Annotated in this window: 23 protein-coding genes; 19 read left to right on the top strand and 4 right to left on the bottom strand. The window is 30.0% G+C overall.

What is annotated here, in order from left to right:
* Positions 1-51 precede the first annotated feature (51 nt).
* From cysC to DU428_RS02755, 16 genes are all read left to right on the top strand, one after another.
* Positions 52-654 carry an adenylyl-sulfate kinase gene (cysC, locus tag DU428_RS02830; RefSeq protein WP_113965756.1) on the top strand — a complete coding sequence of 201 codons (603 nt, stop codon included), beginning with the start codon at positions 52-54 and terminating at the stop codon, positions 652-654.
* Positions 647-1,552 carry a sulfate adenylyltransferase subunit CysD gene (cysD, locus tag DU428_RS02825; RefSeq protein ID WP_072347861.1) on the top strand — a complete coding sequence of 302 codons (906 nt, stop codon included), beginning with the start codon at positions 647-649 and terminating at the stop codon, positions 1,550-1,552. The genes cysC and cysD overlap by 8 nt, the downstream gene beginning before the upstream one ends.
* 70 nt (positions 1,553-1,622) lie before the next feature.
* Complete coding sequence (cysN, locus tag DU428_RS02820; RefSeq protein WP_113965901.1) at positions 1,623-2,876, top strand: sulfate adenylyltransferase subunit CysN; 1,254 nt, start codon at positions 1,623-1,625, stop codon at positions 2,874-2,876.
* Positions 2,877-2,894: 18 nt separating this feature from the next.
* A complete protein-coding gene (locus tag DU428_RS02815; RefSeq protein ID WP_072347865.1) occupies positions 2,895-3,440 on the top strand; it encodes a hypothetical protein in 546 nt (181 codons plus the stop codon).
* A 51-nt stretch (positions 3,441-3,491) separates the two neighbouring features.
* Positions 3,492-4,781 carry an oligosaccharide flippase family protein gene (locus tag DU428_RS02810; RefSeq protein ID WP_072347867.1) on the top strand — a complete coding sequence of 430 codons (1,290 nt, stop codon included), beginning with the start codon at positions 3,492-3,494 and terminating at the stop codon, positions 4,779-4,781.
* Positions 4,763-5,971 carry a polysaccharide pyruvyl transferase family protein gene (locus DU428_RS02805; protein ID WP_113965755.1) on the top strand — a complete coding sequence of 403 codons (1,209 nt, stop codon included), beginning with the start codon at positions 4,763-4,765 and terminating at the stop codon, positions 5,969-5,971. Before DU428_RS02810 ends, DU428_RS02805 begins: the two co-directional genes overlap by 19 nt.
* An 83-nt stretch (positions 5,972-6,054) precedes the next feature.
* The gene (locus DU428_RS02800; RefSeq protein WP_113965754.1) at positions 6,055-6,984 is read left to right on the top strand and encodes a sulfotransferase family protein; all 930 of its coding nucleotides are present in this window, start codon (positions 6,055-6,057) and stop codon (positions 6,982-6,984) included.
* Between the two features lie 3 nt (positions 6,985-6,987).
* Positions 6,988-7,806, top strand: coding sequence for a glycosyltransferase family 2 protein (locus DU428_RS02795; RefSeq protein ID WP_072347873.1), 819 nt, complete (start codon positions 6,988-6,990; stop codon positions 7,804-7,806).
* Positions 7,775-8,449 (top strand): acyltransferase, encoded by a 675-nt coding sequence (locus DU428_RS02790; RefSeq protein ID WP_113965753.1) that lies wholly within the window; start codon positions 7,775-7,777, stop codon positions 8,447-8,449. Before DU428_RS02795 ends, DU428_RS02790 begins: the two co-directional genes overlap by 32 nt.
* Positions 8,446-9,609 (top strand): glycosyltransferase family 4 protein, encoded by a 1,164-nt coding sequence (locus DU428_RS02785; RefSeq protein WP_113965752.1) that lies wholly within the window; start codon positions 8,446-8,448, stop codon positions 9,607-9,609. The genes DU428_RS02790 and DU428_RS02785 overlap by 4 nt, the downstream gene beginning before the upstream one ends.
* Positions 9,610-9,708: 99 nt before the next feature.
* Complete coding sequence (locus DU428_RS02780; protein WP_123796484.1) at positions 9,709-10,971, top strand: hypothetical protein; 1,263 nt, start codon at positions 9,709-9,711, stop codon at positions 10,969-10,971.
* Complete coding sequence (locus DU428_RS02775; protein ID WP_113965751.1) at positions 10,968-12,065, top strand: DUF1972 domain-containing protein; 1,098 nt, start codon at positions 10,968-10,970, stop codon at positions 12,063-12,065. Before DU428_RS02780 ends, DU428_RS02775 begins: the two co-directional genes overlap by 4 nt.
* Positions 12,043-13,287: an O-antigen ligase family protein gene (locus DU428_RS13610; protein ID WP_113965750.1), complete on the top strand. Its 1,245-nt coding sequence runs from the start codon at positions 12,043-12,045 to the stop codon at positions 13,285-13,287. The genes DU428_RS02775 and DU428_RS13610 overlap by 23 nt, the downstream gene beginning before the upstream one ends.
* 63 nt (positions 13,288-13,350) lie before the next feature.
* Positions 13,351-14,655 (top strand): UDP-glucose dehydrogenase family protein, encoded by a 1,305-nt coding sequence (locus tag DU428_RS02765; protein WP_113965749.1) that lies wholly within the window; start codon positions 13,351-13,353, stop codon positions 14,653-14,655.
* Positions 14,656-14,665: 10 nt separating this feature from the next.
* On the top strand, positions 14,666-15,652 hold the full coding sequence (locus DU428_RS02760) for a UDP-glucuronic acid decarboxylase family protein (RefSeq protein WP_113965748.1): 987 nt from the start codon (positions 14,666-14,668) through the stop codon (positions 15,650-15,652).
* 1 nt (position 15,653) lies between these two features.
* On the top strand, positions 15,654-17,012 hold the full coding sequence (locus tag DU428_RS02755; RefSeq protein WP_113965747.1) for an undecaprenyl-phosphate glucose phosphotransferase: 1,359 nt from the start codon (positions 15,654-15,656) through the stop codon (positions 17,010-17,012).
* On the opposite strand, the gene DU428_RS02750 is transcribed toward DU428_RS02755, so the two are convergent.
* On the bottom strand, positions 17,009-18,172 hold the full coding sequence (locus DU428_RS02750) for a glycosyltransferase family 4 protein (protein WP_113965746.1): 1,164 nt from the start codon (positions 18,170-18,172) through the stop codon (positions 17,009-17,011). The genes DU428_RS02755 and DU428_RS02750 overlap by 4 nt on opposite strands.
* Positions 18,173-18,177: 5 nt before the next feature.
* Positions 18,178-19,488, bottom strand: coding sequence for a phenylacetate--CoA ligase family protein (locus tag DU428_RS02745; RefSeq protein ID WP_113965900.1), 1,311 nt, complete (start codon positions 19,486-19,488; stop codon positions 18,178-18,180).
* An 85-nt stretch (positions 19,489-19,573) separates the two neighbouring features.
* On the opposite strand from DU428_RS02745, the gene purD reads away from it, so the two are divergent.
* Positions 19,574-20,845 (top strand): phosphoribosylamine--glycine ligase, encoded by a 1,272-nt coding sequence (gene purD, locus DU428_RS02740; RefSeq protein WP_113965745.1) that lies wholly within the window; start codon positions 19,574-19,576, stop codon positions 20,843-20,845.
* A 4-nt stretch (positions 20,846-20,849) separates the two neighbouring features.
* On the opposite strand, the gene DU428_RS02735 is transcribed toward purD, so the two are convergent.
* On the bottom strand, positions 20,850-21,077 hold the full coding sequence (locus DU428_RS02735) for a DUF6341 family protein (protein WP_072347894.1): 228 nt from the start codon (positions 21,075-21,077) through the stop codon (positions 20,850-20,852).
* 47 nt (positions 21,078-21,124) lie between these two features.
* Between DU428_RS02735 and DU428_RS02730 the strand changes: the two genes are divergently transcribed.
* On the top strand, positions 21,125-22,066 hold the full coding sequence (locus tag DU428_RS02730) for a DUF6427 family protein (RefSeq protein WP_113965744.1): 942 nt from the start codon (positions 21,125-21,127) through the stop codon (positions 22,064-22,066).
* Here the strand turns inward: DU428_RS02730 and upp are convergent.
* The gene (gene upp / locus DU428_RS02725; protein WP_113965743.1) at positions 22,037-22,696 is read right to left on the bottom strand and encodes a uracil phosphoribosyltransferase; all 660 of its coding nucleotides are present in this window, start codon (positions 22,694-22,696) and stop codon (positions 22,037-22,039) included. The two genes, DU428_RS02730 and upp, sit on opposite strands and share 30 nt — an antisense overlap.
* Positions 22,697-22,767: 71 nt before the next feature.
* Here upp and DU428_RS02720 point away from each other — a divergent pair, with 71 nt between their 5' ends.
* A complete protein-coding gene (locus DU428_RS02720) occupies positions 22,768-23,376 on the top strand; it encodes a DUF4254 domain-containing protein (protein ID WP_113965742.1) in 609 nt (202 codons plus the stop codon).
* Positions 23,377-23,380 lie beyond the last annotated feature (4 nt).

The following is a 23,380-nucleotide window of genomic DNA, read 5'->3' as shown; positions in this document are numbered from 1 at the left end:
GGCTTATGTTTATTTATAATTTCATTTATATTGTAAAAGAATAACTAGTCAATGAAAGAAAATATTATCACTCATACCTATCATATATCTCATCAAGATAGGAGAAAAGCAAATAATCATAACTCACTTCTATTGTGGTTTACAGGACTTTCTGGCTCTGGAAAGTCTACTATTGCTAATGTTGTAGAACAGAAACTATTTCAACAAGGCATTAAAACCTATACCTTAGATGGCGATAATATTAGAAAAGGTATTAATAAGGATTTGACCTTTGCACCAGAAGATAGAACGGAAAATATTCGAAGAATAGCAGAAGTTTCAAACTTAATGATTGACGCAGGTTTAGTGGTTTTAGCTGCTTTTGTTTCACCCTATAAAAAAGATCGTCAGAATATTAGAAGTATCGTTAAAGATGCTAACTTTGTTGAGGTGTACATAAATACTAGCGTTGAAGAGTGTGAAAGACGTGATGTAAAAGGGCTTTATAAAAAAGCTAGAGCAGGCGAAATTAAAAATATGACTGGAATTTCTGCTCCTTATGAAGCCCCAGAAAATCCAGGTATAGAGATTAAAACGGAAAACGAAACTGTTGAAGCAGCTGCTCAGCGTATCGTAGATTATATAACTCCAAAATTGTCCATGAACAATGAGTAAGTATTATTTAAATTATTTAGACGAATTAGAAAGCGAAGCCATTTTCGTATTACGTGAAGTATGGGCGCAATTTGAAAATCCTGTAATTTTATTTTCAGGAGGTAAGGATTCTATTTTAGTAACACATTTAGCTAAAAAAGCATTCTATCCAGCCAAAATTCCATTTGCTTTAATGCATGTGGATACTGGGCATAACTTCCCTGAAACCATTCAATTTAGAGATAATATTATAAAGGAATTGGGCGTACAACTTATTGTAGGATCTGTTCAAGAATCTATTGATGAAGGGAGGGTAGCAGAAGAAAAAGGTAAAAATGCGACAAGAAATGCCCTTCAGACGACCACTTTATTAGATGCTATTGAAGCTAACAAAATAGACTGCGCTATTGGTGGTGGAAGACGAGATGAAGAAAAGGCTAGAGCAAAAGAACGTTTTTTCTCACATCGAGATGATTTTGGACAATGGGATCCTAAAAATCAACGACCAGAATTATGGAATATTTTTAATGGAAAACATTTTCAAGGAGAACACTTTAGAGTATTCCCAATAAGTAACTGGACAGAAATGGACGTGTGGAATTATATTAAACGCGAAAACATCGCTATTCCATCTCTTTATTTTGCTCACGAACGAGAAGTAGTACGACGTGATGGCGCTTGGATTCCATATTCAGAATTTTTAATTTTAGAAGACCATGAAGAGGTTGTAACAAAAAAAATACGTTTTAGAACCTTAGGAGATATTACCATTACTGGAGGTGATGAATCTGACGCAGATACACTTGAAAAAATAGCTGCTGAGGTAGCAGGTATGAGAAATACAGAACGTGGTAATAGAAGTGATGATAAGCGCTCTGAATCTGCTATGGAAGACCGTAAGCGTTTAGGGTATTTTTAAAAACTACAATTAATCTTGAAAAGGACCTTTGGTAAAGTTAGAAAGGTTTTTTTTACAATTTCACAAAAAAATGATAGATAATAATCAATTATTACGTTTTACAACGGCGGGTAGTGTAGATGACGGAAAGAGTACCTTAATAGGTCGTTTGCTATATGATTCAAAATCTATTTTTGAAGACCAATTACAAGCTATTACAAATACAAGTAAAAAGAAAGGTCACGATGGAGTAGACCTAGCTCTGTTTACCGATGGTTTGCGTGATGAGCGCGAACAAGGTATTACAATTGATGTAGCTTATAGGTATTTTACCACTCCGAAACGTAAATTTATAATTGCAGATACTCCAGGGCATATTCAATACACTCGTAATATGGTTACAGGTGCCTCTACAGCAAATGTGGCTATTATATTAATAGATGCTAGACACGGAGTTATCGAACAAACTAAAAGGCATGCTTTTATAGCATCTTTATTACATATCCCACATATTATTGTTTGTATCAATAAAATGGATTTAGTAGATTTTTCAGAAGAGGTTTACAATAAAATTGTTTCAGAATTTGAAGAAATAGCTTCTAAATTATTGGTTACAGATATACGTTTCATTCCTATATCTGCCTTATTAGGGGATAATGTGGTTAATAAATCTGAAAACATGTCTTGGTATCAAGGAGCACCTATGTTGCATACTTTAGAAACTATACATATTGGAAGCGATATAAATAAAGTAGATGCTCGTTTTCCTGTGCAAACGGTACTTAGACCTCAAAGAGATGGGTTTATAGATTATAGAGGTTATGCAGGACGTGTAGCTAGTGGAATTTTTAGAAAAGGAGATGATGTAACAGTATTACCTTCAGGATTTACATCTAAAATTAAAACTATTGATACTATAGATGGTGAATTGGATGAGGCTATAGCATCTATGTCTGTTTCTATTACATTAGAAGACGATATTGATGTAAGTCGTGGAGATATGATTGTTCGCTCTAATAACAAGCCAGAAACCTCTCAAGACATTGAAGTCATGTTATGTTGGTTAAATAATAGTCCTTCTAAGCCTCGCGCTAAGTATTCTATTAGACACACAACTAATGAGCAAACAGCAATGATAAAGGAGGTTATTTATAAATATGATATAAATACTTTTGAGCGTCTTACAGGGGATACAGAGTTAAAAATGAATGATATCTCAAAAGTTAGAATTAGAACCACAAAACCATTAATGGTGGATTCTTATAGAGAAAATAGAGCAACAGGTAGTATTATTCTTGTTGATGATACCACAAATGAAACTGTCGCAGCTGGTATGATTGTTTAAATTTTAATACTCAAAATAATGAAAAAAATATTCTTATCTATACTTATAATAGTAAGTTTGAATGCTTGTAAAAATGATAAAAAAGAATCTAAAGAATTTACAGAGCAAGAAGGTATTAACGTTGAAGTAAAAAACAAAAATATTTTAAAATTTAATATCAACGCGATAGTTTCTGGTAATGAGGAGTTTACGGTTTATTATTTAGATGTAGACGATAAGGAAATCTCTAAGAAACGCTCAGTTTCAAAAAAAATAATTGGTTCTGAAATCATGCAGACTATTAATTTTGATTTTCCTGAAAATGTTATTCCAATTAAAATTTTATTTATGACAGGGAAAAATCAAGAAACAAAAATTGATATTATTGATGCATCTTTTGAAATGGATGATGTCGTTTTTGAGATACCAGGAGATAAGTTTTTTGATTACTTTAATCCAAATAAATTTATAGAATACAATCGAACTTCATCAAGCTATTCTCTTAAAGTTATTGAAGGAGAGTTTAATCCTATGTTTTTTTCAAGAATAGTATTGATAGATCGATTGGAAATGTTTTTTTATTAAAAAACCAAAAAGGTTATACTTAATTTCTATTATATTTAATCTATTAAATCAATGAGAAGTAAGATTTTAACTTTTTTTTATTCTGGGATTTCAACATTTTCAAATTTAATTGCAAGTTTTGTTGTATTTATTATTTTAGCTAGGGTTTTAAACAAATCAATTTTTGGGGATTATGTTTTTTATAACTCGCTAGCAGCTATTTTTTGTGTCTTAATTGATTTTGGTATAAATCAAAAGCTATTGAGAGAAGGGAGAATAGATTTGGGGAATCTTAAAAATCTCTTTTTAAATAATTTATTACTAAAAATCTATATTTTTATAGCTGTTTTTATTTTATATTTTGTTGTTTTAATAAAAATACTGAATTATGATTTTTACAGTATTTTGATTTTTTTAACGGTTTCCTCTTTTTCCTTTTTTCAATTATCAACCATTGTTTTTAGAGTTGTTGAAGATTATCGTATAGAAGCAATAATAACTTTAATAGGTTCTTTAATATTAGTTCTATCTTGTCTAGTTACATCCTATTATACTACCAATATAACAGTTATCTGCATGGTCATGTTAATTGTTAGGTTGTGTACGTTTTTAGCATCTCTATTGATTGTTAGTAAAAAAACAAACTTTAAGTTTAAGAACAATTCTATTCAGTATAAAACATTAATAGTAGAGTCACTACCATATCTAACGGACCGTATAGTTTCTGTGTTATATTCTAATGTTGATACTATAATAATAAAGTATTTTATTGGGTCTGTTGGTGTTGCAACGTATAATAGTGGATTAAAACTTGCATCAGGATCTTTAGGCGTTTCTACAATTTTATCTAATATCTACATACCGAAAATTAGTGTAATTACACATCAAGGAAATGAAATTAGTAAAAAAAACACTAAAATTTTTATAGATTTATGGTTATTGTTAGCTGTATTGGGACTGTTTGTTGTAATAATCTTCACCTTTTTTAATCAGGTTATTTCAGACGTTTTTTTTAATAATAAATTTGAGGAATTAATTTTCCTAATTCCAATGTTTGGTTTGTTTGTTAGTACTAGGTTATTAGCGTCATATTATGGTATTATACTAACCGCAATAGGGAAACAAAAATCAAGAGCAAAAGCAAACATTTTGTCTTTTGCAACAATGGTAATCTTTGGTATCTTTTTTACTTTCCATTTTGGTTTAAAAGGAACATTATTTTCATTAATTTCAACATCAATTTTATTAATTATTTTTTATGTTTTTATCTTAAAACAGATTAAGTTTAAACATTTATATCTTAAAGGTGTTTTTGGAATATTAATACTTACAATATTTATAGTATGGACAAGGTTATCGTAATAGGAGCTATTGATAGGCATAATTATGGGGATTTATTATTTCCTATATTAATAACAGAATACCTTAAACAAGAATTAAAAGAAGACTACTTAAAGCTTCAAATTGAATATTATGGAAGTGTGAATTCAAATTTATCTGCTTTTGGAGCAATTAAAACAGAATCATGCAATGAGTTGTTCAATAGTAAAGTAACAGATAAGACGGTAGTTGTTGTTGTAGGTGGGGCAGTATTGTTTGCTACCTGGATTAATATAATATCTTATTTAAAATCAGATTTATTGTTTAAAGTAATTAGTGTTGCAAATAAATTAATTCCTTCAGATATTTTGGAAAGGTTATTAGCCAAAACATATGGGTTTAAAATTAAAAAACCATTTATTATACCTAAAGAAATTTTTTTAGATGCACAACCTAAAATCACATACAATGCTGTTGGTGCATCTGGATTATCATTTGTTAGTCAGAAATCTAGAAAATATTTGTCTAATTCTTTAAATTATTCAGACTTCTTATCGGTTAGAGATCAAAAATCATATGATAACCTAATAGAAATAGGTGTAACAAAAGAATTTTTCGTAAGTCCTGATTCGGCTTTGATAATGTCTGATTATTTTCCTATTGTAGAATTAGAAAGAAAAGTAGAAAAAGCAACTCTTGATTTGGTGAATAAGTTTGGAAGAGACTACTTTTGTTTTCAGGTCGGATTAAAATATGCAAAAAACAATTATAATGTCATTGCAAAAAATTTAGATGAAATATCGCTCAAGCATAATCTCCCAATTTTACTACTTCCAATAGGAAATGCTCCTGGCCATAGTAATGATATTGCACTAAAGAAAATATTGAGTACCATGAAGTCAAATAATGTTGAGATATTAAAAAGTAGTAATGTCTATGATATTATGTTAGCAATTGCTGTTTCTAGAGTTTTTGCAGGAACAAGTCTTCATGGAAACATTACAGCTACTTCATTTAACGTCCAAAGTATTATATTAACCTCTGAAATACCTAAATTAAATAATTATGTAAAAACATGGTTGGACCCTGATGTTATCCACATAGTTGAATTTAATGATTTATACGATACTTTTTCTGTTATAATGGATAATGGATTTAATGGTTATAAAAACCTTGACAGTTTAAAGAATAAAGTTTATGAAAACTATAAAAGTTTGTTTAGTTTGACTTAATGCATAATTGAATTATATTCTTGAAATATATTTAATAAGTCGACCTCTAATAAATGGAGAGTCAGGACTAAAATACAACAAAGATGTTGATTAAAACAAAACCAAATTTTTTAGTAGTTGGAGTTCCAAAAGCAGGAACCTCATCTTTATACAACTACTTAAAAGAACATCCAGAGATATATCTTCCAGAACAAAAGGAACTTCATTTCTTCGCAAATAGAATACTTGAAAAAAACACAGAAGGACCAGGAGATAAACTAGCATTAAAAACTATAATTCGAAATAGAGAAGATTATGAATCACTTTATAAAAGTATAGATGAAGAAAGTGCTTTTGGAGATATTTCACCTTCTTATTTTTACTTTTCAGATACAGTAATTCCTCTAATTAAATCATATTTAGGGGATGAATTGAAAATTATTATCTCTTTAAGAGACCCAATTAGTAGAGCTTTTTCAAATTACTTGCATCAAAAACGTTTGCTACTAGAAACTCTTTCATTTAGTGAAGCTATCGATAGTGAATTAAAGAGAAAAACAAATAGATATGGTGATTTTTGGCGATACACTGAGCATTCATTATATTACGAAAATTGTAAAAAATATATTAAGGCTTTTGGAGAAGAAAATGTTAAAATTGTACTTTTTGAAAATTTAATTGCAGACTCCGAAAAAGAAATAAAGGACATTTATAAATTTCTAAATGTTGCCGATAATTTTAAACCACCAAATCTTAAAGAAATATTTAATAAAGGTGGGGTATACAAACAAAACAAACTAACTACTACTTTATTAAAGCCAACAAGATTTAAGCAACTAGCGTCAAAAGTCATAGGGCAAAAACTCTCTAATAAGTATAAAACTTATAAAGAAAGTGTCTTACAAAAATATACCGAATCTAAACCAGAAATAGATACGCAAACTTTAATAGAATTAAAAACATATTTTAAACAAGATATAGATCAACTTAAAACCTTGAATTTAGATATCTCGAAATGGAAATACTTTAAATAATAAATGACAAAACAACTCTCAATAATTATTATTAATTATAATGGTGAACGGTTTTTAAAAGACTGTATTGAGTCTATTAAAAAAACATGTCAAGGTATATCTTATGAAATAATTATAGTTGATAATGCATCACAGGATAATAGCATACAAGTATTAGAAAAGGAATTTGCTACAGATATCACATTAATAAAAAGTAAAGATAATTTAGGGTTTGCAAAAGGCAATAATTTAGGGGTTAGTAAAAGTAATGGCGAATTTATTCTATTGCTAAATAATGACACTATTTTAAGACATAGTTTACAACCGGCAATAGAGGCTTTTAAAACTAATAATGTTGGTATTGTAGGTATTAAAATGCTAGGAAAAGATAGCGAATATAGACACTCTGCTGGTTATTTTCCTTCAGCTAGTAGGTTAATCAAACTATCGCGATTATACAAATTTACAAACGGTTTTAAAACAGGCGATTTTAAAGACCTGGCACCAAAATCTGTAGATTGGGTTGAGGGTTCTTTTTTAATGACTAAAAAAGCTATTTGGCACAAGGTAAAAGGTTTAGATGAAGATTACTTCATGTATGTAGAAGATATAGATTTTTGCAAAAAAGTAACTACACACAATTTCAAAGTATTATATTTACCAAATATAGAATACCTTCACTTTGGTGGCTATGGTGCAAGTAGAGAACATATGCTAAAAGAAGGGTTTAAAAAGTATATAAACAAACACTTAAAAACACCTAAAAAACAATTAGCACATTTAAGCGTAGGTTTTAATTTCATGATTAAAGATGTTAAAAAAACTTTTACAAAAACTTCTTAAAATTTTTGGTAAAACCTATACACCAGACCAAAATATCCCCGATAAATTAATAGTTTCTATTTTTAGTAGAAGACTTTTAATGCTTTTAAGAGGTATACTGAATACAAGAAGAAAAATATTCTTGGGTAGAGGAGTTAAAATCTACAATAAAAGCAATTTTAAATTTGGGAAAGGTTGTACAATTGAGAATTATACAACAATTGATTGTTATGCTAAAAACTCTATAATATTTGGAGACTCTGTAAAAATAGGTTCCTTTTCTACTATAAGCACTACTAGTCATTTATCTAAATATGGTTTAGGACTAAATATTGGGAATCACTCTGCAATTGGAGAATATTCATATTTTGGGTGTTCTGGTGGAATTTTAATTGGTAATGATGTTATAATGGGGCAATACATTAGTTTCCATTCTGAAAATCATATATTTTTAGACCATACCAAACTAATTAGAGAGCAGGGAGTAATTTCTAAAGGTATTTCATTAGGAAATAATATATGGGTTGGTTCTAAAGTAACGTTTCTTGATGGATGTATACTTGGAGATAATTGCGTTGTAGCAGCTGGTTCTGTGGTGAAAGGTGAGTTTTCTTCAAATGTAATAATTGGAGGGATTCCTGCTAAAGTTTTAAAACAATTATGAGTAAAACCATTCTTTATATACATCAGTCTGCAGAATTATATGGCTCAGATAAAACCTTGTTATACTTAGCTAATGGCATTAATATCCGACCAGATTTTAATGTAATAGTGGTGATTCCTAATGATGGTCCTTTAAAAAAGAAGTTAGAAGCACATCATATAAAAGTAATCATTTCTCCAATCATTAAAGTTTCGAGAAGTATGTTTACTATAAAAAGCTTATTGTTGCTACCTTTTACTATTATAACTTCTGTAAATAAATTAAAAAAAGCTTTAAAAGGAACTAAAGTAGATATTGTACATTCTAACACTTTAGCCGTATTAGTTGGTGCTTTTTATGCTAAAAAATACAAAATCAGACATATATGGCATGTCCATGAGATTATAGAAAAACCAAAAATAGTTAGCAGTATATTTCCTGTAATTGTTGATTTGTTTTCTTCCGAAGTTGTATTTAATTCGAATGCTTCAAAAACTTTTTTGTGCAATAAAAGACCAAGGTTATTAAAAAAATCACATATAGTATTAAATGGTTTGGATAGAGAAGCACCAAAAACTAGTACAGCTAAAATAAAAAATATTAGAACTAATTTATTTAAAGTTGAAAAACATGATGTTGTACTGGGGTTAGTAGGAAGAATAAACAAATGGAAGGGGCAACTACTACTTCTTGAAGCTTTTAAAAATGTAAAACCAGAATTTAATAATTTGAAACTAATTTTTATAGGATCACCTCCACCTAATCAAGATTATTTTATTCATGATTTACAAAACAAAATTGAAGAATATAAGCTAGAAAATGACTGTAGAATAGTTCCGTTTCAAAATAACATATGGGGTATTTGGGACAGTATTGATATTGCAGTTATACCTTCTACAGAACCTGAACCTTTTGGATTAGTAGCACTAGAAGCAATGTTGGCTAAAAAACTAATAATTGCAGCAAATCATGGAGGTTTGGTTGAAATTATATTGCCAGAAACAGGTTATTTATTTGCACCTAATGACGTAAAGTCTTTAGAAGTAAAAATAAAACAATCTCTTACAAATGAGGGGCAAGTTGAAAATTTCATTCAAAAAGGTTATAAAAGAGCAATAAATGAATTTTCTTTGCAAACTTACCTCAACCACTTTATCAAGTTGTATAAGATCTCTTTTTAATTATAAATTTTAAAGAACAATTAAGGTATAATCCTTTAAAATGGTTATTAAAATCTTTTACGCAATACTAAAATAATCTTAGGTAATTTAAATGAGTTAATGCAACGACTATTATTTAATATTTCAATAGCTAAAACATATAAGATATTATTTATTTTATATGTTTTAAATGTTTATTATTTGAAATCATTTGAGCTTACCTACTCACTAACTTTATTGTTTGGAATATTTATGCTTCCTACGATAAAGATAAGTAGGTTCACTTTTGAAATAATTTCATTACTATTTTTAATATTGATAACATCAATTGTTAGTTCTTTATATTACGGTTTTGATACTTTTAATTTTTTAAAGGGAATTTTATATTTTACTAAACCAATTTTAATGATTTTAGTAGGATATGCTTTCTGTTTAAAAATAAATAATAAAGATTTTATATTTAAATTTTTAATCTATTTCTCCATATTATTAGCTTTATCACATATTTTTATAGTAATTAAGTGGTTTTATCTTGAAGATATAAGTGTGAATTATTTGAGATATTTAGGAGGAAAAAGTAACCTAATTGAGTTTTTTGGACTTATCTTCTTATTATCTAGAAATAAACTCAAGCTATTTTTTTTAAATAAAAACTTTGTAAGTATAGGCGTTATAATCCTCACTATATCATTTGTTTTCTATTTTTCTAGAACACAATTTGTGGCGTTAATTATTTTTATGTTTTGTATTTATGGATATACAAGATTGAACACGAAGTCAATCTTAATTGGTGTTTCATCTATTTTCTCAATAATTCTTTTGTTTGTAATCTTACACTCCGTTAACTTAGATAGAAACTCAACAGGAGTTGAAGGCTTCTTGTATAAGCTAAAAGTGGCGCCATCTGAAATATTCAATGCAGATATTAATATTGAAAATCATGCTGAACTATGGGATAAATGGAGAGGTTTTGAAGCTAAAAAAGCTATCGATCAAATTAGTGAAAGAGGAACTTTCGCTGTTATTTTTGGTGCGGGAATAGGAAGCTTAGTTGATTTAGACATAGATTTTGCAATCCAAGGAATTGATTCCAAACTGATTCCTATTATCCATAACGGTTATATTTTAGTATATTTTAAAGCTGGTCTTTTGGGAGTCTTTTTCTATTTAGTTTTTATCGCTCGACTTTATTCAAAAACTTATGCTAAATCTATAAATAATGGATACTTGGAGACAATAAATAATTTAGTGGGTGGATTTGCATTTTATTTGTTATTTACCTCCCTAATTATTTCTGGAATTTATAATGTTAATAGTTTACTACCATTTATATTAGGCTACTTTTTATGTGTAAACCACTTAACTAACTTAAATAGAATATGAGGATTGGAATATTAGGAACTAGAGGTGTACCAAATTATCATGGAGGTTTTGAGCAGTTTGCAGAGTTTTTTTCTGTGTATTTGGCAAAGCAAGGCCATGAGGTGTCTGTATATAATTCTAGTTGCCATCCTTATCAAAATAAAAACTTTAAAGGTGTAAACATTATACATTGTTATGACCCAGAGGATAAGATAGGGACTGCAGGACAATTTATATATGATTTAAAGTGCATTTTAGACGCTAGAAAAAGAGGTTTTGATGTACTTCTTCAATTAGGGTATACAAGTAGTACTGTTTGGTATAAATTACTACCTAAAAAGGCGTTAATTATTACAAATATGGATGGTTTAGAATGGAAACGATCTAAATACTCCAAGCCAGTACAAAGGTTTTTAAAATTTGCTGAAAAGCTAGCTGTAATTTCTAGTGATTACTTAATTGCAGACTCTATAGGAATTCAAAATTATTTAAAAAATACGTATAATATAAACTCAGAATATATTGCTTACGGAGCGGAAATATTTAACACTCCAAATCAACACATTTTATCTGAATATAATCTAGAACCATACAGTTACAATATGTTGATAGCTAGATTAGAACCAGAAAATAATATTGAAACGATACTTGACGGAGTTGCTTCGTCTAATAATAAAACTCCGTTTATAGTTGTAGGAAAGCATGACGTAAATGCTTTTGGAGCTTATTTAAAAGATAAATTTAAGCATCAACCACATATTCATTTTGTAGGAGGGATATATAACTTAGAGCATTTAAATAACTTAAGATATTATTCAAACTTATACTTTCATGGTCATTCTGTCGGCGGAACAAACCCGTCTTTACTTGAAGCAATGTCTTCAAGAGCTTTAATAATTGCAAATGATAATGAGTTTAATAAAACTATTTTAAAAGAAAATGCCTTTTATTTTAAATCAGGAGATGATGTTAAAAATTATCTAGAAACAGTTTTGAAAGCAGATCATCAGGATAAGCTAGATAATTGCAATAATCAAATAATTAAATATTTTAATTGGAACTTAATTAATAAGAAGTATTTAGATTTCTTTAATGCATGTATTAGTGAACATTAAGACTATCATAAATCATCCAGATTTTTTTTCTTATTTAATAGGGCTAATACTTTCAACCCTATTAATAGGTTATGCTCCAAGTAGTATTGCATTCGGAGTCTTTCTGTTTTTTGTATTAAGATTTACTATAATTAATAAACCAAAATTTAAAGTATCTCCGATGCTTTTACTGCCCATAGGGCTATACCTTTTGTTCTGTTGTTCTTATTTTTGGTCTGTAGATACTAAAAACACCATCAAAGGGATAGAAAGATTCGTTCCTTTGTTTTTATTTCCAATAGCGTTTAGTGTAATTCCTAAGTTTTCCAAAAAACAATATAATATTGTACTTAATATTTTCACAAAATCTAATGTTTTGTTTGGAGTATTGTTTTTGTTGTCCGCATCATTGAACTATTTTAAAACTAAATCCTTAGATGTATTCACTTATCATAATCTAGTATCTATTCTGGATCTAAATGCTATATATGTATCCGTTTTTTTTAGTTTTAGTTATTTCTATTTGTTATCCAAAAAAAACAAATCTAAACTAGAAAAGCTGTCACTATTTTTTCTCGGACTTATAATTTTGCTTCTATCATCCAAAATGTTAATTACTGCTTTTTTGATTTGTAATTTGTTGTTTTTATTTTTTTATAAAAAGGTCGAATACTTTAAAAGCATAAAAGCAATATTGTCAATCTTGGTGCTAACAATAGTTTTTGGGATTTCTTCAAGTCAAGTATATGATAGGTTTTTTGAGGAAACTAGAACTGATTATGATGAGGTTCTACATAGTGAAAAATTTAATAGAGTCTATCCTTGGACAGGGAGTTCGATACGAATATTGCAACTAAGAATTTTAAAGGATCAAATAGAAGAAGAAGATATATTTTGGCGAGGGTTCGGATTATATGCTTCTAGAGAAAATTTAAGAGAAAGACACCTAAATTTTAATACCTATAAAGGGTATCACGAATATAATTACCATAATTTATATGCTCAATTTTTATCAGAACTTGGGATTTTTGGGCTGCTTTATTTGTTGGTTATTTTAGTTTTAAATACTCGCAAAGCAATAAAGTCAAAAGTATTTCTGTTCTTAGTATTTAATATTATCTTTATGATGATGTTTCTTACAGAATCTTTTCTTTGGGTGCATAGGGGAATGTTTCTTTTTATTATTTTCTTTTGCCTATTTAATAGCACAATGTTTCTTAAGAAACACACTATTACCAATTAAGAATCTATTTTAAGTAACATACTCTATTTATTTCCTATTTTTGTTTAACATAAATCAAACATTATGAAAATATCAGTAATTGGCACAGGCTATGTTGGCTTAGTAACAGGTACCTGTTTAGCAGAAACAGGTAACGAAGTTCTTTGTATAGACATAAATGAAGAAAAGGTAAAACAAATGCAAAATGGTATTGTTCCTATTTATGAGCCTTTACTAGATGTTTTGTTTGATAGAAATATAAAAGAAGATAGGCTACGTTTCTCTACTTCTTTACAGGAAGGAATCGATCACGGAGAGATTATTTTCTTAGCGCTTCCAACTCCAGAAGATGAGGATGGTTCTGCAGACCTTTCTTATGTTTTAGGAGCAGCTAAAGATATTGGGAAGCTTCTTACAGAATATAAGGTTATTGTAGACAAAAGTACCGTTCCAGTAGGTACATCAGATAGAGTAAAAGAAGCTATAGCAAATGAAACAACGGTAGATTTTGATGTAGTTTCTAATCCGGAATTTTTACGTGAAGGTTTTGCTGTAGATGATTTCTTAAAACCAGAAAGAATAGTAATAGGTTCAAGTTCCGATAGAGCAACAGCATTAATGCAAAAACTATATAGTCCGTTCGTAAGATCAGGAAACCCAATTATTATTATGGATGAAAAGTCAGCAGAACTTACTAAGTATGCTGCGAATTCTTTTTTAGCCACAAAAATTACCTTTATGAATGAAATAGCTAACTTTTGTGAAAAAGTTGGTGCAGATGTAGATATGGTTCGCTTAGGTATGGGAACAGATTCTCGTATTGGTAAACGCTTCCTTTTTCCAGGAATAGGGTATGGTGGTTCTTGTTTTCCTAAGGATGTAAAAGCATTACATAAATCCGGAAAAGAGAATAATTACGATTTCGATATTTTAAATGCAGTAATTAAAGTGAATGATATTCAGAAAAAAATATTAATTCCTAGAATACTTTCGCATTTTAATATGGATTTAAAAGGAAAAACCTTTGCTATTTGGGGCTTAGCATTCAAACCAGAAACTGATGATATTCGTGAAGCTCCAGCATTATATATGATGGAAGAGCTATTAAAACACGAGGCAAACTTAAAGGTGTATGACCCAGAAGCAATGCCTAATGTAAAACGAAAGTTTGGCGACCAGTTACAATATGCTAATAATATGTATGAGGCAGCAAAGGATGTAGATGCGCTTATTATATGTACAGAATGGAGTATTTTTAGAACACCAGATCTAGATAAGCTAAAACAGATAATGAATAATCCTGTGATTTTTGATGGTAGAAACTTATACGATGTAAAAGAAATGAAGGCAGAAGGGTTTAATTATAGTTCGATAGGAAGAACATCTTAAAAACACATTTATGAAGAAGGTACTTATAACAGGAGCAGCAGGTTTTTTAGGTTCGCATTTAACCGATAAATTCTTAAAAGAAGGATTCTATGTCATTGGTATGGATAATTTCATTACCGGAGATAAGAAAAACATTAGCCATTTAGCTGATAACCCAAATTTTGAATTTATAGAACATGATGTTACAGAATACATAAAAATTGAAGGAGATTTACATTATATCCTACATTTTGCTTCACCAGCAAGTCCTATCGATTATTTGAAAATTCCAATTCAAACTTTAAAAGTTGGTTCCTTAGGAACACATAATCTTTTGGGTTTAGCTAAGGCTAAAAATGCTAGATTATTAATTGCATCTACTTCCGAAGTGTACGGAGATCCGTTAGTTCATCCACAAACCGAAGAATATTACGGTAACGTTAATACTATAGGTCCAAGAGGAGTTTATGACGAAGCAAAACGCTTTCAAGAGTCAATTACTATGGCTTATCATAGATTTCATGGTTTAGAAACACGTATCGTGCGTATATTTAATACTTATGGTCCAAGAATGCGATTAAACGATGGTAGAGTAATTCCTGCTTTTATGGGGCAAGCTTTAAGAGGTGAAGACTTAACCGTTTTTGGCGACGGAATGCAAACAAGGTCTTTCTGTTATGTTGATGATCAAGTAGAAGGAATTTATAAATTGTTATTTAGTGATTATTCTTATCCAGTAAATATTGGTAACCCTAATGAAATAACAATCAAAGACTTTGCGGAAGAAATAATTAAGCTTACAAATACAGAGCAAAAAATTATTTATAAAGATCTACCTGTAGACGACCCAATGCAAAGACAGCCAGATATTTCATTAGCAAAAAAACTATTAGGCTGGTATCCAAAAGTAGAAAGGGAAGAAGGAATGTTAAAAACATTCAATTATTTTAAGTCACTATCTGAAGAGGAGCTACATAAAAGTGAGCATAAAGATTTCTCTAAACACATAAAAAAATAAATTGAGTACAGTTAAACCCGGAAGATATTCAGTCTATTTAAGACCAATCTCGTATTTTATAGATTTAAGCATCATTAACGGTCTTGCGCTACTTTGTTTTTTCAAAAGTGTAGATCCCGTTTCATTTGTGTTTCTAATCTCTATTGCTTGGGTTGTTATATCCTTGTATTCTAATTTCTATGCTGTTTTTAGGTATACGAAGGAGGTGTTGATAATATCGCTTATTTTAAGGCAAATGGCGCTTTTTACCCTTGTCGTTTTTGCTTTCTCAGGTCTTTATTATAAAATTAATATTCTCCCAGAAACAATCTTTAAATATGTAGGTTCCGTTTTTCTTTTAATTAGCATATTTAAGTTTGCACTTTATTATTTATTACAGAGATATAGGGTTTCCTTTGGTGGTAACTTTAGGATTACTGCAATTTTAGGAAAAAACAAACAAACGCAAGCTTTAGAAGAGTTTTTTACAGAAAACCCAGAATATGGTTATTCTCACACAAAAACCTTTAGTTTTAAAAACATAACAGATGAAGAAATAGAAGCTTGTTTCAGATTTATAAAAGAAGAAAAAGTTGATGAAATCTATTGTTCTTTATCGCAATTAACAAATAGTCAGCTTAATAAAGTGGTTGATTTTGCGGATAATAATCTGAAATTAGTTAAGTTTTTACCAGATAATAAGGATGTGTATTCAAAGAAATTAAAATATGAATACTATGATTATATTCCAATTCTATCCTTAAGAAATATTCCCTTAGAAGACTCTGTAAATCAGTTTGTAAAAAGAGCTTTTGATATTGTTTTTTCTTCACTAGTCATCGTTTTCTTTTTATCTTGGTTAACCCCTTTAATAGCTATTTTAATAAAACTAGAGTCTAAAGGGCCTGTGTTTTTCAAACAATCTAGAAACGGTTTCAACTATAAGGAGTTTGAATGTTATAAATTCAGATCTATGATGCCAAATAAAAATGCGCATTTACATCAAGCTACTAGAGGAGATCAACGTGTAACTAGAGTAGGGAAATTTATAAGAAAAACAAGTATAGATGAACTTCCTCAATTCTATAATGTGCTTTTTGGAGATATGTCTGTAGTTGGTCCAAGACCTCATATGGTAAGCCATACCAATATGTATGCTAAGAAAATAGATAAGTTTATGGTTCGTCACTTTGTGAAGCCTGGTATTACCGGATTAGCACAAATTAGCGGCTATAGAGGAGAGGTGGAAACCGATAAGGATATTATTGGTCGTGTTAAATATGATATTTTTTATATTGAAAATTGGTCGTTATTATTAGATTTTAAAATCATCCTTAAAACCCTCATAAACACCATAAGAGGTGAGGAGAAAGCATATTAGATTAACCTTGAAACTTCTTCTAATTGCTTCTCTAAATTAAATACGTTTATTGCTTTTTCTTTTATTTTCTGTTTATACTCTAAAGTCAGTTCCGAAGTATTTATTCTTGCAATAAGCTTATTTAAATCTTGGTAATTCCCTGCTTCAGCAACCCAACCTAGTTTGTTTTCATTAACAATATTTTCTCCTTCACCACCTCCAAAATATAATATAGGAAGGCCTAGTTTTGCGTATTCAAATATTTTAGAAGGAACCGATCCGTAAATTCTGTTTAATAGTGGAATAATAGCAATATCATATTGTAAAAGGGCTTTGTGTAAACTGCTTCTGCTTACACTTCCGTGGAAATAAATAGGTAGTTTTGGATGCTTTTTTATGAAATCTTCAATTAGATTTTGTTCTGCCCCAGAACCATATATATGTAACTCTATATGGTTATATTTTAATTCGGTACAGAGTTTATGAATTCCTTGTGCAATACCCAAAAGACCTGCGTACACTAGTTTTATCTTCGTTTCATTAGGACTTCTTTCTACTATCTTCGGAGCTATAAAATCAGGATAGTTTCTGTATAATAAGCTTTTCTTTTCTGGAGATAGTGTTCGTATATGTGTGAGTATTTCTTCACTTTGCCCTAATATTATATCGGCAGATTTATAATTAAAACGCTCAATATTTTCAAGCATTTTATAGCTGAAGTTCTTCTTTAAAGCTCCAAGTTCTAATCCTGCTATAGGCCATAAATCGCTCACGTTTAAAATAAGTTTTCTTTTTTTAGAACGTAAAAAAAACATTGAAGTAAATGCAACTAACAAAGGTGGGGATTGAACAATTACGGTTTTAGGAATTTTATTAAATGTAAAAAACCATATCAAACTGAAACTGTAAGAAAGCATAGCTATTAGACGCAAAAACTTATTTTTAGATACCGTTGCATAAAGCCATAATCTATGGATTTGTATGTTGTTTTCTGTACTACTGTGCCTAAACTCCCCTTTGTAGTTTTCAAATATTTTTCCCGTTGGGTAGTTTGGTAAGGGGGTGATAACTTGAACGTTAAAGTTGCGTTTTTCTAAACCTTCTGCTAAATGGAAAATACGATTAGAGGCAGCTCCAATTTCTGGCGGGAAGTAACTTGTTATAATTAAAACGTCTTTCATTTATATTAATTAATAAAGGATGTAAATTGTTTCAGTTTTCCACTTTTAGATCGCTTAATCATATCTTGTCTCTCAAAAATAACCTTTAGCCCTTTTTCTAGATAGTTTTCCATTTCAGATTTTATCTTTTCTATTTTATCTTTAGAAATCACCTCTGAACTCGCGTAAATAACTTTAAAAGTGTCTATTTTATGTTGTTCTATAATAAACTCTCTTACTTTTCCGTCGTCCTCAATAATGCTTTTAGTAATATAATAAAAAGTTAATCCTGCCGCTTTTTTTCCGCTAGGTAAAATGGCAATATCATTGGTCCTACCAATTAGTTTCTCAAGAATAGGTTTTTGCATTGTACTCTCTTTACTTAAGATCCCAATGTCTCCACTATCATAGCGTATAAACGGATGTGCCTTGTTATAAAGAGATGTAACTACAATTCGGCCCTCTTCTCCATATGGTAAAATATGGTCGTTCTCATCTAATATTTCTACATACGTAGTTTCGCTGTTTACTTGCCAGATATCTTCTGGGTTTTGAAACGCGATTAAATCTATTTCCGAAACACCATATTCGTTAATAACCGGTACATTAAGTTGTTTTTCTAACAGTTTTTTGTCTTCTTCAAAAAGCATTTCAGAAGTTACTACGCAGGCTTTTAATCTAGGACAAACAGTTGTGAGGATGAGGTTTTTCTTTTTAAGGAATTTTGCAAATTGTACAATGCTACTAGTGTAACCATTGATGTAATCAAAAGGCGTTTTTTTGAATTTCTCCAAGCATTTTTCAAAAGCTGTATCACTTAAATCAAAAACAGAAAAGCGATACCTATTGCCTAATGCGTCTTTAAGCCTCTCTTTATAATACCCTTTTTTGTCTAAGGGAATTCCGTAAAATCGTGCTTGTTTCGATTTGTTAAAATCAATATCAAACCAACCAAATCTATTTTGAATAATAGACCAAGTTAAGGCATGGCAAAAGTTGTCTTTTGCATAGAAAAAAGGATCTCCAGAAGCGCCTGAGGTATTACTTATATATACGTTTTTGGTTGAAAATCCTTTAGAAAGTCTTTGTTCTAAAGGGCGCTGTACATCCCGTTTTGTCATTACAGGAACATCCTTCCAATCTTTAATATCAGCGTTTTTTATAATTTCTTTATAGAAGGAATTATTTTGAAGATGATAATCTAAAATCTCTTTTCTTTTTTGAAAGATATAGGCTTCAAAGTCTGTATCCTTTATATTTTGAATTTCCTCTAAAGCAAGTCTAGCCTTCGAAATAGGAAAGCCATTTAATTTTAAAGAAAGATCAAATAAATTCAACTGTAAAAGATATTTTTGTAAAGTAAATAAAAAATATTCGTGTAATCGAAGCATTAGTTTTATTTTTGAACAAACAAAAAACAACATGACAATTTTAATTCTTGGTTCTGGCGGAAGAGAGCATACTTTTGCCTGGAAAATTTCTCAAAGCCCTTTATGTAAAAACCTTTATGTTGCTCCTGGAAACTCCGGAACAGCTAAAATTGCTACCAATGTGAATATTGGAGTTACAGATTTTCAAGCTATTAAAACCTTAGTTTTAGAAAAAGAAATAAACATGGTTGTTGTGGGGCCAGAAGATCCTTTAGTACAAGGGGTTCATGATTTCTTTTTAAACGATGCCGACTTAAAGCATGTTTCTGTTATAGGTCCTGAAAAAGCCGCAGCAGAATTAGAAGGAAGCAAGGAGTTTGCAAAAGAATTTATGTACAGACATAACATTCCAACTGCAGCTTACCAAAGTTTTGATGCTAGCAATGTACAAGAAGGTTATGCTTTTTTAGAAACTTTAAACCCTCCGTATGTTTTAAAAGCAGACGGATTAGCAGCAGGTAAAGGTGTTTTAATTCTAAATAGCTTAGAAGAGGCTAAAGCAGAACTAAAAAGCATGTTGGTAGATGCAAAATTTGGTACAGCAAGTAATAAAGTGGTGATTGAAGAGTTTCTTGACGGAATAGAACTTAGTTGCTTTGTACTTACAGACGGAAAAAACTACAAAATCCTTCCAACGGCAAAAGATTATAAACGAATAGGAGAAGGAGATACAGGATTAAATACCGGTGGAATGGGAGCGGTTTCTCCAGTTCCTTTTGTTACAGAAGCATTTTTAAATAAAATTGAAGAGCGTATTGTAAAGCCTACTATTTCTGGCTTACAAAAAGATAACTTACCTTATAAAGGTTTCGTTTTTATAGGCTTAATTAAAGTTGGTGACGACCCTAAGGTTATCGAGTATAACGTTAGAATGGGAGACCCAGAAACCGAAGTGGTTTTGCCTAGACTTAAAAATGATTTAGTTGAAATATTTCAAGCTATAGCCAATCAGACTTTAGATAAAGTTGCTATTGAAATTGATGAAAGAGCAGCAACAACAGTAATGTTAGTGTCTGGTGGTTACCCGGAAGCTTATGAAAAAGGAAAAGAAATTTCTGGTGTAGAAAACATTACAGATTCTATAGCTTTTCATGCCGGAGCAAAACTAGAAAATGATAAGATAGTGACTTCTGGAGGGCGTGTAATGGCAATTACTAGCTACGGAGATACCTACAAAGAGGCCATAAAAAAATCTTACCAAAGTATAGAAAAACTACATTTTGATAAGATGTATTATCGTAAAGATATTGGATTTGACTTATAAAATCTTATAAAAAAGAATGCGAAGAGATACTTTTATCCTCTTCGTTATTCTTGTCAAATTTTCTTAATTGCATCATCCAATAAACCATGGCAACAAATCCAATAAGAATAAAAATCCAAGAAAAGATGTTTGCAGCAAACCAATTCTCTAATTCTAATGCTACTAAAGCATCAATAGGAGCAAATAATACATCCACAAATAAATCCTGAATTGCGTATAAGAAGTCTTTCATAATAGTAATAATAGTATATTTACAATGCAAAAATACAAAAAGGGTTCATGATTACAAGTATTTTCAGTAAATCTAAACCAATTAATTTTTTAATTGTTTTTGTTATTACTGCTTTAGCATTTTTAACAATCAAATTTAAGCATATAGATGCGCCAGTATCTAGTATGTTTATTTTTGAACAGGTGATAACTTTTTTAGGGCTTTATTTCTCTATTTTGGTACTGAATTTTATTGCTTCTAAAAACGATTTAACTCCAAAGAGTAATCTTGAAATTGTCCTTTTTAGCTTCTTTCTACTTTTGCTACCTGAATCTTTGTTTAGTGCAAAAGTTATATGGGCTAACTTTTTTATTTTATTGGCAGTTAGACGATTAGTAAGCTTACGAACAAAAAAAAGAGTTAAAGCAAAGTTGTTTGATGCAGCAATGTTAATTGGTATTGCAGCCTTATTTTACTTTTGGGCAATTTTATTTTTTCTGCTTATTCCTTTAATCTTATTGTTTCATTCAGATGATAATATAAAACATTGGGTAATCCCTTTTGTGGGATTAATGACCTTGTTTATTTTATGTGTTGGGGCTTCTATAGTGATGCATGATGGTTATTTTCGTTTTTTTAAAGTGAATCATGCTATATGCCTAGATTTAAGTGTCTATAATACATTGCAGTATATAGTTTCAACTGCAATTATGTTGGTTTTTGGTTTATGGTCTTCTTTTTCTTATGTGTCTAGTATTAAAATGAAAACTAGCGGGTTAAGGCCTGGATTTAAGGTCGTTTTTGCAGGTATGTTTATTGCCGTAGTAATCATTTTAATTTCCCCGAATAAAAACGGAAGTGATTTTCTGTTTCTATTTGCTCCTTTAGTAATTGTGATTGCTAATTATATAGAGTTAATAAAACAGAAATGGATTAAAGAGGTGTTTTTTAGTGTACTATTAATTACCCCAATCGTATTTTTAGTGCTGAACTTTTTGTCCGTAAGCTAAATCTCCTGCATCGCCTATTCCTGGTACAATATAGCCTTTGTCGTTTAGTTTAGGGTCTATTGTTGCAATCCATAAATGGGTATCTTCGGCAAAATTCTTACTAACATAATCAACACCTTCTTGTGCTCCAACAATACTGATTAAATGCACGCTTTTTGGAGTTCCAAATGGTTTTAAGGCTTCAAAAGTTGCAAGCATAGATTGTCCGGTTGCAAGCATAGGGTCTGCAAGAATCAATGTTTTTCCTTCCAAACTTGGGCAAGCTAAGTACTCTACAATAATTTCAAAAGTATCCGGATTTTCTTTATGATGTCTGTATGCCGAAATAAATGCGTTTTCTGCAGCATCAAAATAATTTAATAATCCGTTGTGTAATGGTACTCCAGCTCTTAAGATAGAACATAAAACAATATCACTTTCAGGTAAATCTATATCGCAGTTTCCTAATGGGGTTTCTACATTTTTAGAATTAAAAGGCAAAGATTTACTCATTTCGTATCCTAAAATTTCACCTACACGCTCAATATTTCGTCTAAAACGCATGCTGTCCTTTTGAATGTTTACATCTCTTATTTCAGCAATAAAAGTGTTTAAAATCGAGTTTTCTTCAGATAAATTGTGAATATGCATAGCTGTAATTTTGTTTTGAGTGGTAAAGTTAATTATTTAGAAGTATATTTACATCTTTAAAATTTATCATTATGTTTTCAGAAAAAGCCAATAAAATATTTCAAGAAGTAATTGAAAAATATCACGTAGTAAATACGGTTGATCAACCATTTACCAATGTATATGACAAAGACACTAATTTATTAGAACATTTATTATACAGAAAATGTTGGATTGACACAGTACAATGGCATTATGAAGATATTATTAGAGATCCACAAATTGATCCTGTTGCTGCCTTAAAACTGAAACGTCAAATTGATGCTTCAAACCAAGATAGAACAGATATGGTGGAGTATATTGATAGTTATTTTTTAGAGAAATATAAAGATGTTTCTGTAAAAGAAAATGCTACAATTAATACCGAAAGCCCTGCTTGGGGAGTAGATAGACTTTCTATTTTAGCACTAAAAGTATACCATATGCATGAAGAAGCTACTCGTGAAGATGCTTCAGAAGCACATAGAGAAGCTTGTCAGAAAAAATTAGACATTTTACTAGAGCAACGTGTAGATTTAAGTACTGCAATTGATACTTTATTAAATGATATTGCAAACGGAGATAAATACATGAAAGTGTACAAGCAAATGAAAATGTATAATGACGATGAACTAAACCCAGTTTTACGTTCTCAGAAGTAATACA

Origin of the sequence: Oceanihabitans sediminis (assembly GCF_003337215.1) — a bacterium.
Taxonomy (GTDB): Bacteria; Bacteroidota; Bacteroidia; order Flavobacteriales; family Flavobacteriaceae; genus Oceanihabitans; species Oceanihabitans sediminis.
This window is presented reverse-complemented; position numbering and strand designations above follow the sequence as displayed.

Excerpts from the sequence above, each read along its gene's own strand:
- cysC (WP_113965756.1), top strand. The coding sequence starts at position 52 with ATGAAAGAAAATATTATCACTCATACCTATCATATATCTCATCAAGAT.
- cysD (WP_072347861.1), top strand. The coding sequence starts at position 647 with ATGAGTAAGTATTATTTAAATTATTTAGACGAATTAGAAAGCGAAGCC.
- cysN (WP_113965901.1), top strand. The coding sequence starts at position 1,623 with ATGATAGATAATAATCAATTATTACGTTTTACAACGGCGGGTAGTGTA.
- DU428_RS02815 (WP_072347865.1), top strand. The coding sequence starts at position 2,895 with ATGAAAAAAATATTCTTATCTATACTTATAATAGTAAGTTTGAATGCT.
- DU428_RS02810 (WP_072347867.1), top strand. The coding sequence starts at position 3,492 with ATGAGAAGTAAGATTTTAACTTTTTTTTATTCTGGGATTTCAACATTT.
- DU428_RS02805 (WP_113965755.1), top strand. The coding sequence starts at position 4,763 with ATGGACAAGGTTATCGTAATAGGAGCTATTGATAGGCATAATTATGGG.
- DU428_RS02800 (WP_113965754.1), top strand. The coding sequence starts at position 6,055 with ATGTTGATTAAAACAAAACCAAATTTTTTAGTAGTTGGAGTTCCAAAA.
- DU428_RS02795 (WP_072347873.1), top strand. The coding sequence starts at position 6,988 with ATGACAAAACAACTCTCAATAATTATTATTAATTATAATGGTGAACGG.
- DU428_RS02790 (WP_113965753.1), top strand. The coding sequence starts at position 7,775 with ATGTTAAAAAAACTTTTACAAAAACTTCTTAAAATTTTTGGTAAAACC.
- DU428_RS02785 (WP_113965752.1), top strand. The coding sequence starts at position 8,446 with ATGAGTAAAACCATTCTTTATATACATCAGTCTGCAGAATTATATGGC.
- DU428_RS02780 (WP_123796484.1), top strand. The coding sequence starts at position 9,709 with ATGCAACGACTATTATTTAATATTTCAATAGCTAAAACATATAAGATA.
- DU428_RS02775 (WP_113965751.1), top strand. The coding sequence starts at position 10,968 with ATGAGGATTGGAATATTAGGAACTAGAGGTGTACCAAATTATCATGGA.
- DU428_RS13610 (WP_113965750.1), top strand. The coding sequence starts at position 12,043 with ATGCATGTATTAGTGAACATTAAGACTATCATAAATCATCCAGATTTT.
- DU428_RS02765 (WP_113965749.1), top strand. The coding sequence starts at position 13,351 with ATGAAAATATCAGTAATTGGCACAGGCTATGTTGGCTTAGTAACAGGT.
- DU428_RS02760 (WP_113965748.1), top strand. The coding sequence starts at position 14,666 with ATGAAGAAGGTACTTATAACAGGAGCAGCAGGTTTTTTAGGTTCGCAT.
- DU428_RS02750 (WP_113965746.1), bottom strand. The coding sequence starts at position 18,172 with ATGAAAGACGTTTTAATTATAACAAGTTACTTCCCGCCAGAAATTGGA.
- purD (WP_113965745.1), top strand. The coding sequence starts at position 19,574 with ATGACAATTTTAATTCTTGGTTCTGGCGGAAGAGAGCATACTTTTGCC.
- DU428_RS02735 (WP_072347894.1), bottom strand. The coding sequence starts at position 21,077 with ATGAAAGACTTCTTATACGCAATTCAGGATTTATTTGTGGATGTATTA.
- DU428_RS02730 (WP_113965744.1), top strand. The coding sequence starts at position 21,125 with ATGATTACAAGTATTTTCAGTAAATCTAAACCAATTAATTTTTTAATT.
- upp (WP_113965743.1), bottom strand. The coding sequence starts at position 22,696 with ATGCATATTCACAATTTATCTGAAGAAAACTCGATTTTAAACACTTTT.
- DU428_RS02720 (WP_113965742.1), top strand. The coding sequence starts at position 22,768 with ATGTTTTCAGAAAAAGCCAATAAAATATTTCAAGAAGTAATTGAAAAA.